Source organism: Halorubrum yunnanense, assembly GCF_026586675.1.
Lineage (GTDB): Archaea > Halobacteriota > Halobacteria > Halobacteriales > Haloferacaceae > Halorubrum > Halorubrum yunnanense.
In genome coordinates this window covers 21,825-37,671 of sequence record NZ_JAODIX010000064.1, presented here as the reverse complement: position 1 = coordinate 37,671, position 15,847 = coordinate 21,825, and the positions used below count along the sequence as shown (strand labels likewise).

Here is a 15,847-nt window from a genome sequence, read left to right as displayed (position 1 = left end):
CCTCGCGCGTGCGACTCGCGCCCTGCGGGCGCTCGTCGGCACGCGCCACCGCGACTATTTATAAGCGATCTCGCGTCGACATCCGTTCCGCCCGCCGGACGAAAACGTTTCCCCCTGTCCCCGCGACGCGTTCCGTATGCGCATCGCCGTCCCCAACAAGGGCCGCCTACACGAGCCGACGCTCTCGCTGTTGGAGCGCGCGGGGCTTCACGTCGAGGAGACCGCCGACCGTCAGCTGTACGCCGACACCGTCGACCCCGACGTGTCGATCCTCTTCGCGCGCGCGGCCGATATCCCCGAGTACGTCCGCGACGGTGCGGCCGACCTCGGGATCACGGGCCTCGACCAAGCCGCGGAGTCCGGCGGCGTCCCCGACTCCGCGAGCGAGGCGGGCGAGGACGACCTCGTCGACCTGCTCGATTTGGGGTACGGCTCCTGTAAGCTCGTCCTCGCGGCGCCGGAAGACGGCGACATCTCTGTCGTCTCGGACCTCGACGGCGGGACGATCGCCACCGAGTTCCCGGCGGTCACCCGCGACTACCTCGACCGGGTGGGCGTCGACGCCGACGTGGTCACCGTGACCGGCGCGACGGAGCTGACCCCCCACGTCGACATGGCGGACGCCATCGTCGACATCACCTCCACGGGGACGACGCTGAAGGTGAACCGGCTGGCGGTGATCGACGACGTGCTCGACTCCTCGGTGCGGCTGTTCGCCCGCCCCGACGTGGTCGACGACCCAAAGGTCGAGCAGGTGGTGACCGCCTTCGAGTCCGTCCTCGCCGCGGACGGCCGCCGCTACCTGATGATGAACGCCCCGAAGGCGCGGCTCGACGAGGTGAAAGACGTGATCCCCGGGCTCGGCGGCCCGACGGTGATGGACGTCGAGGCCGACGAAGAGGGCAACGGGATGGTAGCGGTCCACGCCGTCGTCGAGGAGCACGACGTGTTCGCGACCATCTCGGAACTGAAGGCCGTCGGCGCCAGCGGGATCCTCGTTACCGAGATCGAGCGGCTGATCGAGTAGTCGGAAGCCCGCCTTCTCAGTCGTCTTCGGCCCCGATCAGCGCCTCCTTCTCCGCGCGGGTGAGCGACTTGACCGCGTACTCGCGCGACATCGCCGCCGACTGCGAGTCGAACGACTCGACGTGCCGGAGCGTCACGGGGGTCCGCCCCCGGGTGTACTTCGCGCCCTCGCCGGCGTCGTGCTCGGCGACGCGTCGCTCGACGTCGGTGGTGTAGCCGGTGTAAAGCGTTCCGTCCGCGCACTCGATCACGTAGACGTGGTGGCGGGAGTCTCGATTCGACGTCGACACGGTGCGGGATCGACGCGACCGAGACGAATAGCTGGCGGTCTCGGTCCGGCGTCGCGGGGGCTCGACCGGTTCAGTCTCCGGTACGGGCGCGCTCCCGAGAGACCTCGGCGATCCCGGCGTTCGCGGAACAGTCCGGACAGGCGTTCAGGTCGCCGTACTCGTCCGTGAAGACGCGCGCGAAACGGTCCGAGACGTGCGACCCGCAGTGGTCACAGCGTGGCATTCGGTACCGGTGTTCACCGGCGTACTACTGTATGGGTTCGACGAACAAATACCCTTTCTCACCCCCGCCAGCTTCCGGAGAATCGCATATAAACCCCCGTCATAAGTCGGGTGTCGAACCGCCGGTCACTCGCCCCGCCCCGCGTCGATCGCGCGGGCGATCAGCCCCGCCTGCGCGCCGGCGACGAAGCCGGCGTCGACGTTCACGGTCGTGAGCACCGAGCAGGACTGGAGCGCGCCCTGTAGCGCGGCGACGCCCTCGCCGCCGACGCCGTACCCGGTGGAGACCGGGAGCGCGATCACCGGCGCCGCGACGAGCCCCGCGACGACCGTGGGGAGCGCCCCCTCGCGGCCCGCGGCGACCACGACGACGTCGGCCTCGCGGATCCGGTCGCGCTGGTCTAAGATCCGGTCGAGGTTCGCGACACCGACGTCGTCGACGCGATCGATCTCCGCGCCGACCTCGCCGGCGACGACCGCCGCCTCGCCCGCGACCGCCGCGTCCGCGGTACCGGCGGCGACGACCGCGATCGTGGCGTCGAACGCGGGCGGATCGAAGTCGGCCGCGTGGACGACGACCGTCCCGGCCCGCTCGTCGTGAGTGACGGCGGGGTCGATCGAGTCCGCCGCGTCGAGATCGAGGTCCGCCGCCGCCGTCCGGATCGCGGCCGCGTCCTCCGCGTCGGCCCGGGTGACGAGCGCGCGGCCGGTCGTCTCGACCGCGGTCGTCGCCAGCGCCGCGACCTCGGCCGGCGTCTTCCCCTCCGCGAGGACCGCCTCGGGGATCCCCCGCCGGTGCTCGCGGGCGGCGTCGAAGCGACCGGCCGCCGTGGTCGCGTAGCCCGCGAGCCGCGATTCCGCCTCCGCGACGCCGATCTCCCCGGCGTCGAGCGCCTCGAGCGTGTCGCGCATGAACGCCCGTCGGAGTCGGAGGGGGTCGAACCTATCGGTCCGCGGCGGACGGGCGGACCCGCGAGGGCGGTTCGACCCGAGTTCGGAGCGAAATCGGGACCACTCCGGGTCGATTCCGGGTCGATCTCGCCGGGATAGTTCTCGCTCGCCGACCGTTCTCACAAAGTTTATAAGTCACCAATCCGGCAACCCCTCGCGAACGGGCCGCACGGAGCCCCTCGCGGGCGAATTCAGGAACTCTTATTAACTATCGACGGATACCACCGATCGCATGGCAGACCTTATTGTCAAAGCGGCCGTCAAGGAAGCGCTGGACGACAAGAACGTCGCTTCGGACTTCTACGACGCGCTGGACGACGAAGTGGACGAGCTGCTCGAAGACGCCGCGCGCCGCGCCGAGGCCAACGACCGGAAGACGGTGCAGCCGCGCGACCTCTAAGGCGGACGCGACTCTCGACCCGATTTTTTTATCCCAGGCCGACCGGCGAGCGACGCGTCCGTCCGCCCGTCTCGGCGGCGACGCGCCTGTCCCGGTCGTCCTCGGTGGCCGACTCCCGCGCGGTCAGCGCGTAAGCACCCGAACCCCCGACTCCGTCCCGACGTGGACCTCATCGGCGAGGTCGACGAACAGCCCGTGTTCGACGACGCCCGGCGTCGCGGAGAGGGTCGCGGCGAGCTCCGACGGCGCCGCGATCTCGCCGAACGCGCAGTCGAGCACGAGGTTCCCGTTGTCGGTGACGACCGGCCCGTCTTTCCGCTCCGCCGCGCGGAGCGTCGGCTCGCCGCCGGCCGCGCGGACCGCCTGGGCGACGGCCGACCGACCGGCGGGGAGGGCCTCGACGGGGACGGCCCGGTCGAGCACCGGGGCTTCCTTCGAGGGGTCGGCGACGACGAGGAAGCGGTCGGCCGTGGCGTCCACCAGCTTCTCGCGGGCGTGGGCGGCGCCGCCGCCCTTTATCAGGGCCCCCGCGGTCGGCTCGTCGCCGTCGCCGACCGCGACCTGGTCCGCGCCGTCGATCGCGACGTCGATCCCGGGCGCGTCCGGACCCACCGCCTCGTCGAGGTCGAGCAGGGGGATCCCCCGAGAAGCGGCGAGCTCGCGGCTCGCGAAGGAAGTCGGGACGCCCCGTACGCTCAGCCCGCCATCAACCCGGTCGCCCAGCCGTCGGATCGCGTGTGCCGCAGTCGAGCCTGTGCCGAGTCCGACCACGTCGCCGTCGTCGACCGCCCCGGCCGCCGACTCGCCGGCGCGTCGCTTCGCCGCGTCGCTCCCGCCGCTCGTCTTCATACCGTCGATTGGGCGGGGGGAGACTGAAAAGGCGTCGGGCTACTCCAGCCGGTCCAGCACCGCTTCCGCGTCGTACGCTAGAGAGAGCTCGCGGGAGCGGCCGCGTCCCTCCACGTCGGCGTACTCGGCCTCGATCACGCCGAGCTGATCGAGCTTGTTGATGATCTCGGAGTAGCGGGTGTAGCCGAGGTCGGTCTCGTCGTGGAACGCCTCGTACACCGCCCCGGCGCGCTCGCCGTCGTTCTCCGCGAGCACGCGGACGAGGGCGCGCTCGGACTCCGAGAGCCCGCGGAGCGACCGCGAGAGGTGGACGTGTTTGGACTTCTCGTACGCCGACTCCACGTCCTCCTCGGCGATCGTCTTCGAGGCGCGCATCTCCGCGTTCAGGCCGGCGCGGCGGAGCAGGTCGATCCCGACCCTGAGGTCACCGCTCTCGGCGGTGAGGTCGGCGACCCGCTCCAGTTCGGCGTCACCGATGACCCCGTCGTGGAACCCGCGCTTCGCGCGCTCGAGGAGGATGTCGTAGATCTCGGTCGCGTCGTAGACGGGAAAGTACACCTCCTCCGGGCGGAACACCGACTGCACGCGGGTGTCGAGGTCGTCGATCACGTCGAGGCCCAGATCGGAGGAGACGACGATGACGCCGATCTTCGCGCCGGAGTGCGCCTCGTGCGCGCGGAGCAACGAGTAGAGGGTGTCGGACGCCTCGTTCTCGTAGAAGAGGTAGTTCACGTCGTCGAGGGCGACGACGAGTACGTCGTCCGCCTCGACGAGCCGGTCGGTGATCTGGCCGAACAGCTTCTTGAACGAGATCCCGGAGGAGGGCGGCTCGTAGTCGAATATCCTCTCGAACAGCCGCGAGAAGACGGCGTAGCGGGTCGAGTCGACCTGGCAGTTGACCCGGACCGTCCGGACGTCGGTGCGGGCGCCGAGCTCGCTGAACAGCTTCTGGACCGCGGTCGTCTTCCCGGTCCCGGGCGGGCCGCGAACCATCGTGTTGAGCGGGCGGGAGCCGCGCACCGCGGGGCGGAGCGCGTACTTCAGGCTCTCCAGTTGGCTCTCGCGGTGGCGGAACGTCTCGGGGACGTGGTCGATCTCGAACACCGACTCGTCGCGGAACACCGACTCGTCCCACGAGAGCATGTCGCCGCCGGCGTCCCCGGTCATATGCACACCACGAGAGGCCGTCCACTTAACCGTTGCCCGGAGGGAGAGTGAAACTGAAACTTGTCGGCTGCGACGCTCAGATGCCGAGTATCACCGACCGGTCGTTCACTCTCGGGACGGTGCGATCGCGCCAAATTCAGGCTTGTCGCGCCCCGAGAGCGACCGCGGTCACGCCCGGTCGAGTACCAGCACGTGCCGGGTGAGCGACCGGTGGACCCGGCGCTCGAAGGCGGCGTCGACGGTCCAGCCCGCGGCGCGCGCCGGCCCGCGCCAGTCGCGGTCGGCGACGACGACGGCGCGGGGCGCGACCCGGGCGGCCTCCGCGAGCGCGCCCGAGACGAGGTCTCCGAGCTCGTGGGTGGCGACCTTCGACTGCCGGCCGTACGGCGCGTCGAAGGCGACCCCGTCGACCGCGTCGTCGCGCAGGGGGAGGGCCGTGGCGTCGCCCCGGGCGACGTGCCAGTCGGGGCTCTCGGAACGGGCGTCCACGTACTCCCGGAGGTTCTCCCGCGTCCCGCGGACCATCTTCCGCTGGGCGTCGCAGGCGACGGCGTCGCTTCCGACGAGCCCGGCTTCGAGCGGGAGCCCGCCGGTGCCGCACATCGGATCGAGCAGCGTCCGACCGGGCGCGGCGCCCGCGAGGTTGGCGTACGCGCGGGCGTCGGCGGGGGCCATGCTCCCCGGCTGGAAGAACGGTCGATCGGTCGGCTTCGGGGCGAAATCGCGGGCGGCCTCCGCGGCCACCCAGCCGAGCGCGCAGACCGACGCGTCGCCGCCGTCGGCGCCGGGGACCGCCTCGTGGGCGGCGCGCTCGCCCGCGGCGAACAGCGCGCGCAGGACGTGGTCGGGGTCGTCGAGGTCGACGTCGAACCCGCGGTCGACGAGGACGCTCCCGAGCTCGCGCTCGGCGTCGGTCGTCGAGGCGTCGGTCGTGTTCCGGACGTTGCGGGCCCGCACCGCGACCGTTCCGGAGCGGTCGAGGGGCGCCGCGTCGAGCGCGGCGGCGGCCGCGTCAACGTCGGCGTCCGTCCGGGCGATCGCCTCGTGGGCGGCGCGGGTGTAGGCGAGCCGGCTGACAGGGGACGACCCCCCGTGACGGCCGGATCCGACGCTCCCGGCCCTCGCGACCCCGGGCGCGGTCAGCTCCACGCCGGTCGCCGCGGTCGCGGCCTCCCGGGCAGCGAACGGGTCTGTCTCCCCGGCGAGTTCGAGCCAGTACACGCTCCCGGGTCGGGCGGCCGCTCGCAAGAGGATAGCGGTTCCGACCACGCACCTTTTTAAATATTTCAAGCGATTGTGGTGGTAGTGATGGCCGATCCGAAGGAGACGATCACGATAGAGAACGTCGTTGCCTCCACGGGGATCGGGCAGGAGCTCGATCTCCAGAGCGTCGCGATGGATCTGGAAGGCGCCGACTACGACCCCGAGCAGTTCCCCGGGCTCGTCTACCGCACCACGGACCCGAAATCGGCCGCGCTGATCTTCCGGTCCGGAAAGATCGTGTGTACGGGCGCGAACTCCATCGACGCCGTCCACGAGAGCCTCGCGATCGTGTTCGAGGAGCTGGGCGCGCTCCAGATCCCGATCGACGACCCCGAGATCACGGTGCAGAACATCGTCACGTCCGCCGACCTCGGCGAGAGCCTCAACCTCAACGCGATCGCGATCGGGCTCGGGCTCGAACACATCGAGTACGAGCCGGAGCAGTTCCCCGGGCTCGTCTACCGGCTCGACGAGCCGGACGTCGTGGCGCTTTTGTTCGGCAGCGGAAAACTCGTCGTCACGGGGGGGACGAGCCCGGACGACGCGGCGGCGGCCGTCGACGTGATCGTCGAGGAGCTGAACGGCCTCGGGCTGCTCGGCTGACCGCCGGGCCCGCTCGCCCGATCCCGCGATCACTTTTACCCGCCGTCCCGTAGCCCGCGTATGCTCCTACAGACGGTGACGCCGATCACGGTGCTGGGGACGACCCTCCTGTTCGCGCTGTTCCTCTCCGTGACCGCCCACCTCGCCGCCCGGAACGTTCTCGGTGACGTCAACCCGCGCCGCGCGCTCTACGTCGGCCCGCTCCCCGCGGTGATCGGCATCGTCGGCGGAGCGTTCTCCGTCTCCGGGGCGCTGCTCGTCCCGGCCGCGCTCCTCGTCGACGGCGCGATGTTCGCGTGGAGCTACGACCAGCCCAGGCGGGTCGTGATCGCGATGACGGCGATCCACGCCGTGATCACGACGCTTCTCACCATCGTGCTGTTCGGTGTCACGGTGCTGCTGGGGACGATGCCGGGGTGAGATTAGGGCTCCGGCGGCGCCCCGTCGTACGCGTCGCGGTCGGCGTAGAAATTCAGCGTCGCGAACTTCAGCTTCTCGGGGTCGACGTCGAGCAGCTCCTCGCGCTCCTCCGGCGGGAACGCGCCGCGGACCGAGTACTTCCCCATGTCAGCGGTCGTGTACCGGCGGTCGGCGAGGATCCGGACGCCGAAGTCGTCGGGACCGCGGACCACGCGGCCGATCGCCTGCCGCGTCTTGCGGATCGTCGGGATCTCGACGGCGTACGCCCACCCGGGGTCGCGGGCGCGGTCGCGGTCGGCGAACGCCCGGTTGTACGCGTCCTGGACCGCCTCCATCCGGTCGGAGAGGTGCGGGTACGGGACGCCGACGACCACGACCGTCCGGGCGTCGTCGTCGTCGAAGCTCACGCCCTCGGCGAGCGTGCCCCACAGCGAGGTGAACAGCGCGGCGTCGTCGCTCTCGACGAACGTCCGGCGCAGGTCCTCCTCGTCCTCGCCGGGACCGTCGAGGTAGAGCGAGCCGAGGTCGGCGCCCGCGAGCCCGCCGCCCGAGCCGACGTCGGCGCCGGCGCCGGTCCCCGCGGACCCGCCGAGTCGCTCGTGGTAGCGCTCGGCCTCGGCGTACGAGGGGAAGAAGGCGAGCGTGTTTCCCGGGGTGAATCGGATCGCGTCGCGCAGCACCGACGACACCGTCTCCTGGGTCTCCGGGTCGTTTCGCTCCGAGGCGAACAGCGGCGGCGTGTCGACCGCGAACGTCCGGCGGTTCTCCTCGGGGTAGCCCATCTCGTACGCGAGCGCCGCCACGTCCGCCAAGCCGAGCACGTCCTTCGTGACGTCGAAGGGGCGGAGCGTGGCGCTCATCAGCACCGAGGCGGCGACCTCGTCGAACAGCTCCTCGGTCACCTCGCGAGGGATGCACGTGTACAGCTCCGCGCGGCCGTACACCTCGTCGGTCGCGCCGTCGCGGCGCACGGAGACCACCGGGTACTGGCCGAGCTCGGTGCCCTCCTCCATCCACGTCGAGACGAACCGAGCGACCTGCAGGGTCTGACACTCGGTCCGAGTCGTCGTCTCGCCGTCGCGGTAGCGGCGCTCGTACTCCTCGTCTAAGGCGCCCCCGAGCTGCACGGCGAGCTCCGTTTCCGTGTCGATCCCGTTCCCCTCGTAGTTGCGGAGGAACGCGAGGGTGAGGTCGTCGCGACGGTCCTCGTTGGCGATAGAGAGGTCCTCCCAGCTCTCGCCGACCGACTCGCGCTGGCCGAACCCGAGCGCGTCGTCGTACGTCTCGGCCAGGGCGTCGCGGAACGCGCGGACGACGTTCTCGGCCGCCTCCGCGCGGGAGTCGTCGCTGTCGGCGAGCTCCTCTAACGCGGCGTCAAGCGTGGTCTCCGTGAGGGTTTGGGTGGCGTGGTCGCGGGCGGCGTCCTCCACGTTGTGGGCCTCGTCGAAGACGGTGATTATCTCGGAGGGGTCGCGGTCGATCCACCGGAAGAACTGCTCGCGAATGTTCGGATCGAGCAGGTGGTGGTAGTTACACACCACCAGATCGACTCCCTCCATTCCCTCCTTGAGCAGCTCGTAGCCGCAGAGCTCGCGCTCGTCCGCGTACGCATACACGTCTTCCGGGGTGCGGACGTCCTCGAACAGCCACCGGAAGAACTCGTCGGTGTCCTCGACGAGGTTGTTGCGGTAGTGGGCGCAGACGTTCGCGGCCTCGTACTCGTCGATCTCGTCTTCCAGCTCGTCGAGCTCCTCCATGACCGCCTCGCGGGACTCCGCCGCCCCGGCGTCGCCCTCGCGGCTCTCGGCGAGCAGCTCACGCTGGCGGGCCTCCAGCTCGCGGACGTCGCTCTCCGTCTCCACCAGCTCGCGGGTGGTGTCCCGGAGGGTCTGACACTCCTGGTAGTCGACGTCGATGTGGCACATCGACGATTTGCCTTTAAATACGACCGCGCGGATGGGCTCCTCCCGGGTGATCGCGCGGGCGTCCTCGACGAACTGCCGCATCTGCTGGTGGACGTTGGTCGTGATCACGACCGTGCGGTCGTGCTCACGGGCGTGCTCCAAGGCGGGCACGAGCGCCGAGAGGGTCTTCCCCGTCCCGGGCGCGCCCTCGAACAGCACGTCCTGCCCGCGGTCCAGCGCGTTGGCGATCCTGTCCATCGCCTCGCGCTGGTTCGGATACGGCTCCTCGTACGGGAAGAACCGCAGATGCGGCGACTCTGACACGGGACGGAGTTCGTCGCCACCGGCTAAAAGGGGTGGGGTGCCGCGGCGGAAGTGGTCCGGCGCCGCCCGAGTTACAATTTTGTTACCAGTTAATTTTGAAATTTATATGGCTTCGGGGTGTGTGCGCAAGCAACACATAATACCGGCATATACTACCGGTTCTTGAGCCAACAGCGAACCGACATGGCAACCGAAACGGCGACGACGACGGGCGAGGTATCGACCGCGACGGGCGACTGGAAGGCCGGCGTGGCCGGCGGGCTCGCGGGGAGCGTGGTCTTCGGGCTCCTGATGACGTACGTGATTCCGGCCCCGCTGCTGGAGGTCGTGATCCCGTCGATGTACGGGCTCGCACCGCCGGCGGCGCCGTTCGTCGGCTGGGTGATACACATGGCGCACGGCGCGGTCCTCGGCGTCGGCTTCGCCGCCCTGGTCGGGCTGAAGCCCTCGGTCGGCGAGAGCGTCGGGACGTCGCTCGGCGCCGGCGCGGCGTACGGCCTGGTGGTCTGGGTCGCCCTGGCCGTGATCGCGATGCCGATCTGGCTCTCCGCGGTCGGCTCGCCGGCGAACCCGCCCCTGCCCAACATCAGCGCGATGAGCGCGGTCGGTCACCTCGCGTACGGAGTCGTCCTCGGCGGCGCCTACGGCGCGCTCGCGAACTGATTGGCGACGCCGACGGCCGCCGCGGGTCCGACGCACCCTCATTTATACCGACGCGCCGCCACCGGCCGTAGTAACGAATGTTCGACGAGATCCTCGAGAAGTTCGAGGGGTCACCGAGCCAGCAGGCCGTCATCCGCCTGTTCTTAGAGCGCGGCTTCTCCGTCAACGAGGAGGGCCGCGTCGTCTCCGGCGGGATCGAGATCCCGTACACCGGGATCGCGCGCGAACTCGACGTCGACCGGCGTGTGGTCGACTCCACGACGGACGCCATCTTGGAGGACCCCGAGCTGAAGCGCATCTTCACCAACATCTCGTCGGTGCCGAGCCTGATGGACCTGGCGCCGGTCCTCGATCTCACGGTCCTCACGATCGAAGTCGCGGCCGCCGACGAGGCCGGGATCGTGGCCGAGGTGACCGGAATCCTCGCCGACCACGACGTTTCGATCCGACAGGTGCTGAGCGAGGACCCCGAGTTCACCGACGACCCGAAGCTGTACGTGATCACGGACGCGGAGTTACCCGGAGAGCTGCTCGTCGAGATCCGGGAGCTCGGCTACGTCCGTCGCGTGGGGTTCTGATCGGTCGAATCGGTTTCTGACGACCAGTTTCGCCCACGAAGCGACGAGCCGCTCCAGCGCGGACGCTTATATACGGAACCTACGGGGGCCGAGCGCACCGCCGCCGGATATTTCACTTTCACCTGGGTGTAAACCAGTCTTTATACGGGATGGCGAACAAGGGTCGTGTACATGCCTGAAGACGAACTCGAGGACCTCCCCGGAGTCGGCCCCGCCACCGCGGACAAGCTCGTCGACAACGGGTTCGAGAGCTACCAGTCGATCGCCGTCGCCAGCCCCGGCGAGATGTCGAACACCGCGGACATCGGCGAGTCGTCCGCCAGCGACATCATCAACGCCGCCCGCGAGGCCGCCGACGTCGGCGGCTTCGAGACTGGCGCGGCCGTGCTCGAACGCCGCGAGGAGATCGGCAAGCTCTCCTGGCAGATCGACGAGGTGGACGACCTGCTCGGCGGCGGCATCGAGACGCAGTCGATCACCGAGGTGTACGGCGAGTTCGGGTCCGGGAAGTCGCAGGTGACCCACCAGATGGCCGTCAACGTCCAGCTCTCCAAGGAGAACGGCGGGCTGGAGGGCGGCTGTATCTTCGTCGACTCCGAGGACACGTTCCGCCCGGAGCGGATCGACGACATGGTCCGCGGACTCGACGACGAGATCCTCGCCGACGAGATGGAGCGTCGCGAAATCGAGGGCACCCCGAGCGACGACGCGGCGATGGAGGAGCTCATCGAGGCCTTCCTCGATCAGATCCACGTCGCGAAGGCGTTCAACTCCAACCACCAGATCCTGCTCGCGGAGAAGGCGAAGGAGCTCGCCGGTGAACACGAGGAGACGGAGTGGCCCATCCGGATCGTCTGCGTGGACTCGCTGACCGCCCACTTCCGCGCCGAGTACGTCGGGCGGGGCGAGCTCGCCGAGCGACAGCAGAAGCTCAACAAGCACCTCCACGACCTGATGCGGCTCGGCGACCTGTACAACACCGCCATCCTCGTCACCAACCAGGTGGCGTCGAACCCGGACTCCTACTTCGGCGATCCGACGCAGGCGATCGGCGGCAACATCCTCGGGCACGCCTCCACTTTCCGGATCTACCTCCGCAAGTCGAAGGGCAACAAGCGGATCGTCCGGCTCGTCGACGCGCCGAACCTCGCCGACGGCGAGGCCGTGATGCGCGTGGAGGGCGAGGGGCTGAAGCCGGAGTAGCCGGAACCGCCCCCTTCGATCGGCTCTCAGTTATCGATCCAAACGCGAACGAGCGGCGCGCCGCCCGAGTGAAAACCGGATCTCGGATCCGGTTGACGAACGTAAACTTCCTTGAGAAACCCCCGAAATGGCCGAGATCGGCCGTGTGAGGCTATAACGCAGATATCGCCGGAATATCCGACGGCAAAAATCGCCAGTAGCGGCCGCGCCCGGCGCCGTGGGCCCCGAAACAGTCCGATCCGACGCGTAGTGACAGAATAAGTATAAAACACTCGTTCGATTCGATCGCAAGGATTGCGGAAACTTCGCCGGACATACGTCCTTATACACAATGTATCCGTCATTATATCTGACAGACGCCGCATTATCAAAGCCATTTTTTGTGAAACCCAAGTCAAAGGTTTATGTACTTCCACTACTCCTTGTCGGAACGTGATTCAACACATGAACACGGACGAAACGCGCTGTTTAGGAGACGTATGTTCAGTTGAGGTGGTCAGAGCGTGACGACCGGCGTACTCGCGACGGTCGACCCGAGCACGTTCGCGTCCGCGGTGAACGGGACGTGGATCCTGATGGTGACGTTCCTGATCTTCTTCATGCACGCGGGCTTCGCCATGCTCGAAGCCGGGCAGGTTCGCTCGAAGAACGTCGCCAACCAGCTGACAAAGAACCTCCTGACGTGGAGCGTCGGGGTGACGGTGTTCTTCCTGATCGGGACGGCGTTCACCAGTGTGATGAGCGGCTCCGGGGGGCCCGTCTCGGCCGCCGGGACGCTGTTCTCCGGCGGTGAACTCGCCGTCGATGCCGGCACGGTCGGCCCGTACGTCAACTGGCTCTACGGCGCGGTGTTCGCCATGACGGCGGCGACTATCGTGTCCGGCGCGGTCGCCGGTCGCGCGAAGCTCCGCGCGTACGTCACCTACACGTTCCTGCTGGCCGCCGTCATCTACCCGATGGTCATCGCGTTCACCTGGTCGGCGTCCGGGGACGGGCTCGTCGCGCAGCTGACTGGCACCGCGTTCCACGACTTCGCCGGCGGCATGATCGTCCACGGCATGGGCGGTATCGCGGGACTCACCGCGGCGGCCGTGCTCGGCCCGCGGATGGACCGCTACGCCGAGAACGGCTCGACGAACGTTATTCCCGGTCACTCGCTGACGTTCGCCGTCCTCGGGACGCTCATCCTCGCGTTCGGCTGGTACGGCTTCAACGTCGGGACGGCCTCCGTGGTCAGCGGCGGGATGTTCAACACGCTGACCGTCAACCTCGTCGCGATGGGAACGACGGTCGCGATGGCGGCCGGCGGGATCGGCGCCGCGCTCGTCGTGTGGCTCCGCACCGGGAAGGTCGACACGCTGTACGTCGCCAACGGCCTGCTGGCCGGGCTCGTCGGCATCACCGCCATCCCCGACACCACGGCGTGGTGGGGTGCGCTGGTCGTCGGCCTCCTCGCCGGCGGACAGCTCCCGCTCGTCTTCGAGTTCGTCTCGGACACGCTCAAGATCGACGACGTCTGCGCGGTGTTCCCGGTCCACGGCAGCGCGGGCGTACTCGGGACGCTGCTGTTCCCGTTCGTCGCCGCTCCCGGCACCCTCAGCGCCGGCGTCGGCGCACACTTCGTCGCCCAGCTGACCGGCGTCGTCATCATCGGCGGCTGGACGCTCACCGCGACCGCGGCCGTCTGGTACGTCCTCAAGCTGTCCGGCGAGGCTCGCGTCACGCCCGAACACGAACAGGAGGGCCTCGACATCTCCGAACACGGCGTCGAGACCTATCCCGAGTTCGGCGGCGACCGCGTCGCGACCGACGGCGGTCCCTCGGTCGTCGACACCACCGACGACTCCCCGCGCGCCGACGGCGGCAGTGAGGTCGGCTCGGAGATCAAGATGGTCACCGCGGTCGTCCGCCCCGACAAGCTCGGGGCCATCAAGCAGGCGCTCGCGGAGGTCAACGCCCCCTCGCTCACCGTGACGAACGTCTCCGGTCGCGGCTCCCAGCCCGCGAAGAAGGGCCAGTGGCGCGGCGAGGAGTTCACGGTCGACCTTCACCAGAAGGTGAAGGTCGAAATCGTCGTCGCCGATATCCCGGCCGACGAGGTCGCGGAGGCGATCGCCGGCGCCGCGAAGACCGGCGAGCCGGGCGACGGCAAGGTGTTCATCATGCCGGTCGAGGACGCGCTGCAGGTCCGCACCGGCGCGACCGGTCCGGAGGCGGTGTAAGTCGGCGTCAGCCCCGGCACTCGGAGAGAGGCGAATCGAGCGGTCGACCTCGACGCGCGCTTTTTCGGTGACTCCGAGGCAGCGAGCCGCGGCACGGGCCGGGACGAAACCGGCGGTCCGACGCCGGGCTCGCGACGCGGTCGGCAACTACTTTCATCCCTCCGGCCCAACCGTCGGACATGAACCACGAGCGCTCCCGCGCGCTGTACGACCGCGCGCTGTCGGTCATGCCGGGCGGGGTCAACTCCTCGGTCCGGGCGACGATGCCGCACCCCTTCTTCGTCGAGCGCGGCGACGGCGGCCACGTGATCGACGCCGACGGCAACCGGTACGTCGACTGGGTGATGGGGTACGGGCCGCTCCTGTACGGCCACGACCTGCCCGACCCGGTCGAGGCGGCGGTCCAGTCACACGCCGCCGAGGGGCCGATGTACGGCGCGCCGACCGAGATCGAGGTCGAGCACGCGGAGTTCGTGGCGCGACACGTCCCGAGCGTCGAGTCGATTCGGTTCGTCAACTCGGGGACGGAGGCGACGGTCTCGGCGGTGCGGCTCGCGCGTGGCCACACCGGCCGCGACAAGATCGTCGTCATGCAGGGCGGCTACCACGGCGCACAGGAGTCGACGCTCGTCGAGGGGTCACCCGGGGACGCACACCCGTCGACGGCGGGGATCCCCGAGGAGTTCGCCCAACACACCCTCCCGATCCCGTTCAACGACACGGAGGCCGCCAAGGAGGTGTTCGCGGAGCACGGCGACGAGATCGCCGGCGTCCTCGTCGAGCCGATCCTCGCCAACACGGGGATCGTGATGCCCGTCGACGGCTACCACGAGACGCTCCGCGAGCTGTGTGACGGTCACGGTTCGCTCCTGATCTTCGACGAGGTGATCACCGGGTTCCGCGTCGGCGGCCTCGGCTGCGCGCAGTCGAAGCTCGGCGTCACGCCGGACGTCACCACCTTCGGGAAGATCATCGGCGGCGGCTTCCCGGTCGGCGCGATCGGCGGGAAAGCGGAGATCATCGAGGGGTTCACGCCCGCGGGCGACGTGTTCCAGTCCGGCACCTTCTCCGGGCACCCGGTGACGATGGCGGCGGGGAAGGCCGGGCTGGAGTACGCCGCCGAGAACGACGTGTACGAACACGTTAACCGCCTCGGCCGGAAGCTCCGCGAGGGGATCGCCGACATCTGCGCGGAGCGCGCGCCCGAGTACACCGTCGTCGGCACCGACTCGATGTTCAAGACGATATTCACCCGGGACGCCCCCGACGACCCGGACGCCTGCTGTCCGGGCGGCTGTCGCCAGGACCCCGACTGCGCCCGATACGATTCCTGTCCGAAGACCGGCGCCGACGTCGCCAACGCGGCCACCGACCGCTGGGAGCGGGTGTTCTGGCAGGCGATGAAAGAGCAGGGGGTGTTCCTCACCGCGAACCAGTTCGAGTGCCAGTTCACCTCCTACGCGCACACCGAGGAGGACGTCGAACGGACGCTGGAGGCGTATCGGCAAGCGATCTGATCGACGGCGGGAGCGAGTACCCGAGAGTACGGTCGTCGATACGGTATTTAAATACGAGAGCCACGGCGACGATTGCTTATAAATAACAACGGCGCGGTGGCGCGTGCCGGCGAGCGCCCGGAAGGGCGCGAGTCGCACGCGCGAGGGACGCGGTGAGCGCTCGGAGAGCGCGAACCGCGAGGCTGGGGAGGCGTGAGGTGCGGGGCCGGGTGGGACTCAAAGGGGCAGTCGCGAGGGCGGCGCAG

Annotated in this window: 16 protein-coding genes; 9 read left to right on the top strand and 7 right to left on the bottom strand. The window is 69.2% G+C overall.

The annotated features are described in order from the left end of the window. Window positions 1-136 precede the first annotated feature (136 nt). Window positions 137-1,027, top strand: coding sequence for an ATP phosphoribosyltransferase (hisG, locus tag N5096_RS13560; RefSeq protein ID WP_267665351.1), 891 nt, complete (start codon window positions 137-139; stop codon window positions 1,025-1,027). A 16-nt stretch (window positions 1,028-1,043) separates the two neighbouring features. On the opposite strand, the gene N5096_RS13555 is transcribed toward hisG, so the two are convergent. The 3 genes from N5096_RS13555 to larB form a co-directional block, all read right to left on the bottom strand. Continuing rightward, entirely contained in the window at window positions 1,044-1,316 is a 273-nt protein-coding gene (locus tag N5096_RS13555; protein ID WP_267665350.1) for a GIY-YIG nuclease family protein, read from the bottom strand. Window positions 1,317-1,386: 70 nt separating this feature from the next. Beyond that, entirely contained in the window at window positions 1,387-1,539 is a 153-nt protein-coding gene (locus N5096_RS13550; protein ID WP_176329378.1) for a DUF7563 family protein, read from the bottom strand. A 125-nt stretch (window positions 1,540-1,664) separates the two neighbouring features. After that, window positions 1,665-2,450 carry a nickel pincer cofactor biosynthesis protein LarB gene (larB, locus tag N5096_RS13545; RefSeq protein WP_267665349.1) on the bottom strand — a complete coding sequence of 262 codons (786 nt, stop codon included), beginning with the start codon at window positions 2,448-2,450 and terminating at the stop codon, window positions 1,665-1,667. A gap of 271 nt (window positions 2,451-2,721) precedes the next feature. Between larB and N5096_RS13540 the strand changes: the two genes are divergently transcribed. Then, window positions 2,722-2,889 carry a DUF1931 family protein gene (locus N5096_RS13540; protein ID WP_004047560.1) on the top strand — a complete coding sequence of 56 codons (168 nt, stop codon included), beginning with the start codon at window positions 2,722-2,724 and terminating at the stop codon, window positions 2,887-2,889. A gap of 123 nt (window positions 2,890-3,012) precedes the next feature. On the opposite strand, the gene rpiA is transcribed toward N5096_RS13540, so the two are convergent. The 3 genes from rpiA to N5096_RS13525 all read right to left on the bottom strand — a co-directional run bounded on the left by rpiA (window position 3,013) and on the right by N5096_RS13525 (window position 6,126). Further along, window positions 3,013-3,738 (bottom strand): ribose-5-phosphate isomerase RpiA, encoded by a 726-nt coding sequence (gene rpiA / locus N5096_RS13535; protein ID WP_267665348.1) that lies wholly within the window; start codon window positions 3,736-3,738, stop codon window positions 3,013-3,015. A 39-nt stretch (window positions 3,739-3,777) separates the two neighbouring features. Further along, entirely contained in the window at window positions 3,778-4,905 is a 1,128-nt protein-coding gene (locus N5096_RS13530; protein WP_267665347.1) for an ORC1-type DNA replication protein, read from the bottom strand. Between the two features lie 168 nt (window positions 4,906-5,073). Next, window positions 5,074-6,126: a THUMP domain-containing protein gene (locus N5096_RS13525; RefSeq protein WP_267665346.1), complete on the bottom strand. Its 1,053-nt coding sequence runs from the start codon at window positions 6,124-6,126 to the stop codon at window positions 5,074-5,076. Between the two features lie 87 nt (window positions 6,127-6,213). Between N5096_RS13525 and N5096_RS13520 the strand changes: the two genes are divergently transcribed. Then, on the top strand, window positions 6,214-6,771 hold the full coding sequence (locus N5096_RS13520; protein WP_267665345.1) for a TATA-box-binding protein: 558 nt from the start codon (window positions 6,214-6,216) through the stop codon (window positions 6,769-6,771). Window positions 6,772-6,831: 60 nt separating this feature from the next. After that, window positions 6,832-7,191, top strand: a complete 360-nt coding sequence (locus N5096_RS13515) for a DUF7473 family protein (RefSeq protein WP_267665344.1) — start codon at window positions 6,832-6,834, stop codon at window positions 7,189-7,191. A 2-nt stretch (window positions 7,192-7,193) separates the two neighbouring features. Here N5096_RS13515 and N5096_RS13510 read toward each other — a convergent pair whose 3' ends face one another. Beyond that, on the bottom strand, window positions 7,194-9,419 hold the full coding sequence (locus N5096_RS13510; protein WP_267665343.1) for an ATP-dependent DNA helicase: 2,226 nt from the start codon (window positions 9,417-9,419) through the stop codon (window positions 7,194-7,196). Window positions 9,420-9,602: 183 nt separating this feature from the next. Between N5096_RS13510 and N5096_RS13505 the strand changes: the two genes are divergently transcribed. The 5 genes from N5096_RS13505 (at window position 9,603) to hemL (ending at window position 15,602) form a co-directional block, all read left to right on the top strand. Further along, window positions 9,603-10,082, top strand: coding sequence for a histidine kinase (locus tag N5096_RS13505; RefSeq protein ID WP_267665342.1), 480 nt, complete (start codon window positions 9,603-9,605; stop codon window positions 10,080-10,082). 77 nt (window positions 10,083-10,159) lie between these two features. Beyond that, entirely contained in the window at window positions 10,160-10,660 is a 501-nt protein-coding gene (gene trpY / locus N5096_RS13500; RefSeq protein ID WP_267665341.1) for a TrpY family transcription regulator, read from the top strand. A gap of 171 nt (window positions 10,661-10,831) precedes the next feature. Further along, window positions 10,832-11,863, top strand: a complete 1,032-nt coding sequence (gene radA / locus N5096_RS13495) for a DNA repair and recombination protein RadA (RefSeq protein ID WP_267665340.1) — start codon at window positions 10,832-10,834, stop codon at window positions 11,861-11,863. Between the two features lie 503 nt (window positions 11,864-12,366). Further along, window positions 12,367-14,085: an ammonium transporter gene (locus N5096_RS13490; RefSeq protein WP_267665339.1), complete on the top strand. Its 1,719-nt coding sequence runs from the start codon at window positions 12,367-12,369 to the stop codon at window positions 14,083-14,085. 179 nt (window positions 14,086-14,264) lie between these two features. Beyond that, window positions 14,265-15,602 (top strand): glutamate-1-semialdehyde 2,1-aminomutase, encoded by a 1,338-nt coding sequence (gene hemL / locus N5096_RS13485; protein ID WP_267665338.1) that lies wholly within the window; start codon window positions 14,265-14,267, stop codon window positions 15,600-15,602. Window positions 15,603-15,847: the final 245 nt, after the last annotated feature.

Bases quoted from the DNA above. Each gene is read 5' to 3' on its own strand.
- hisG (WP_267665351.1), top strand. From the start codon at position 137: ATGCGCATCGCCGTCCCCAACAAGGGCCGCCTACACGAGCCGACGCTC.
- N5096_RS13550 (WP_176329378.1), bottom strand. From the start codon at position 1,539: ATGCCACGCTGTGACCACTGCGGGTCGCACGTCTCGGACCGTTTCGCG.
- N5096_RS13520 (WP_267665345.1), top strand. From the start codon at position 6,214: ATGGCCGATCCGAAGGAGACGATCACGATAGAGAACGTCGTTGCCTCC.
- N5096_RS13515 (WP_267665344.1), top strand. From the start codon at position 6,832: ATGCTCCTACAGACGGTGACGCCGATCACGGTGCTGGGGACGACCCTC.
- N5096_RS13505 (WP_267665342.1), top strand. From the start codon at position 9,603: ATGGCAACCGAAACGGCGACGACGACGGGCGAGGTATCGACCGCGACG.
- hemL (WP_267665338.1), top strand. From the start codon at position 14,265: ATGAACCACGAGCGCTCCCGCGCGCTGTACGACCGCGCGCTGTCGGTC.
- N5096_RS13530 (WP_267665347.1), bottom strand. From the start codon at position 4,905: ATGACCGGGGACGCCGGCGGCGACATGCTCTCGTGGGACGAGTCGGTG.
- N5096_RS13540 (WP_004047560.1), top strand. From the start codon at position 2,722: ATGGCAGACCTTATTGTCAAAGCGGCCGTCAAGGAAGCGCTGGACGAC.
- larB (WP_267665349.1), bottom strand. From the start codon at position 2,450: ATGCGCGACACGCTCGAGGCGCTCGACGCCGGGGAGATCGGCGTCGCG.
- radA (WP_267665340.1), top strand. From the start codon at position 10,832: ATGCCTGAAGACGAACTCGAGGACCTCCCCGGAGTCGGCCCCGCCACC.
- rpiA (WP_267665348.1), bottom strand. From the start codon at position 3,738: ATGAAGACGAGCGGCGGGAGCGACGCGGCGAAGCGACGCGCCGGCGAG.
- trpY (WP_267665341.1), top strand. From the start codon at position 10,160: ATGTTCGACGAGATCCTCGAGAAGTTCGAGGGGTCACCGAGCCAGCAG.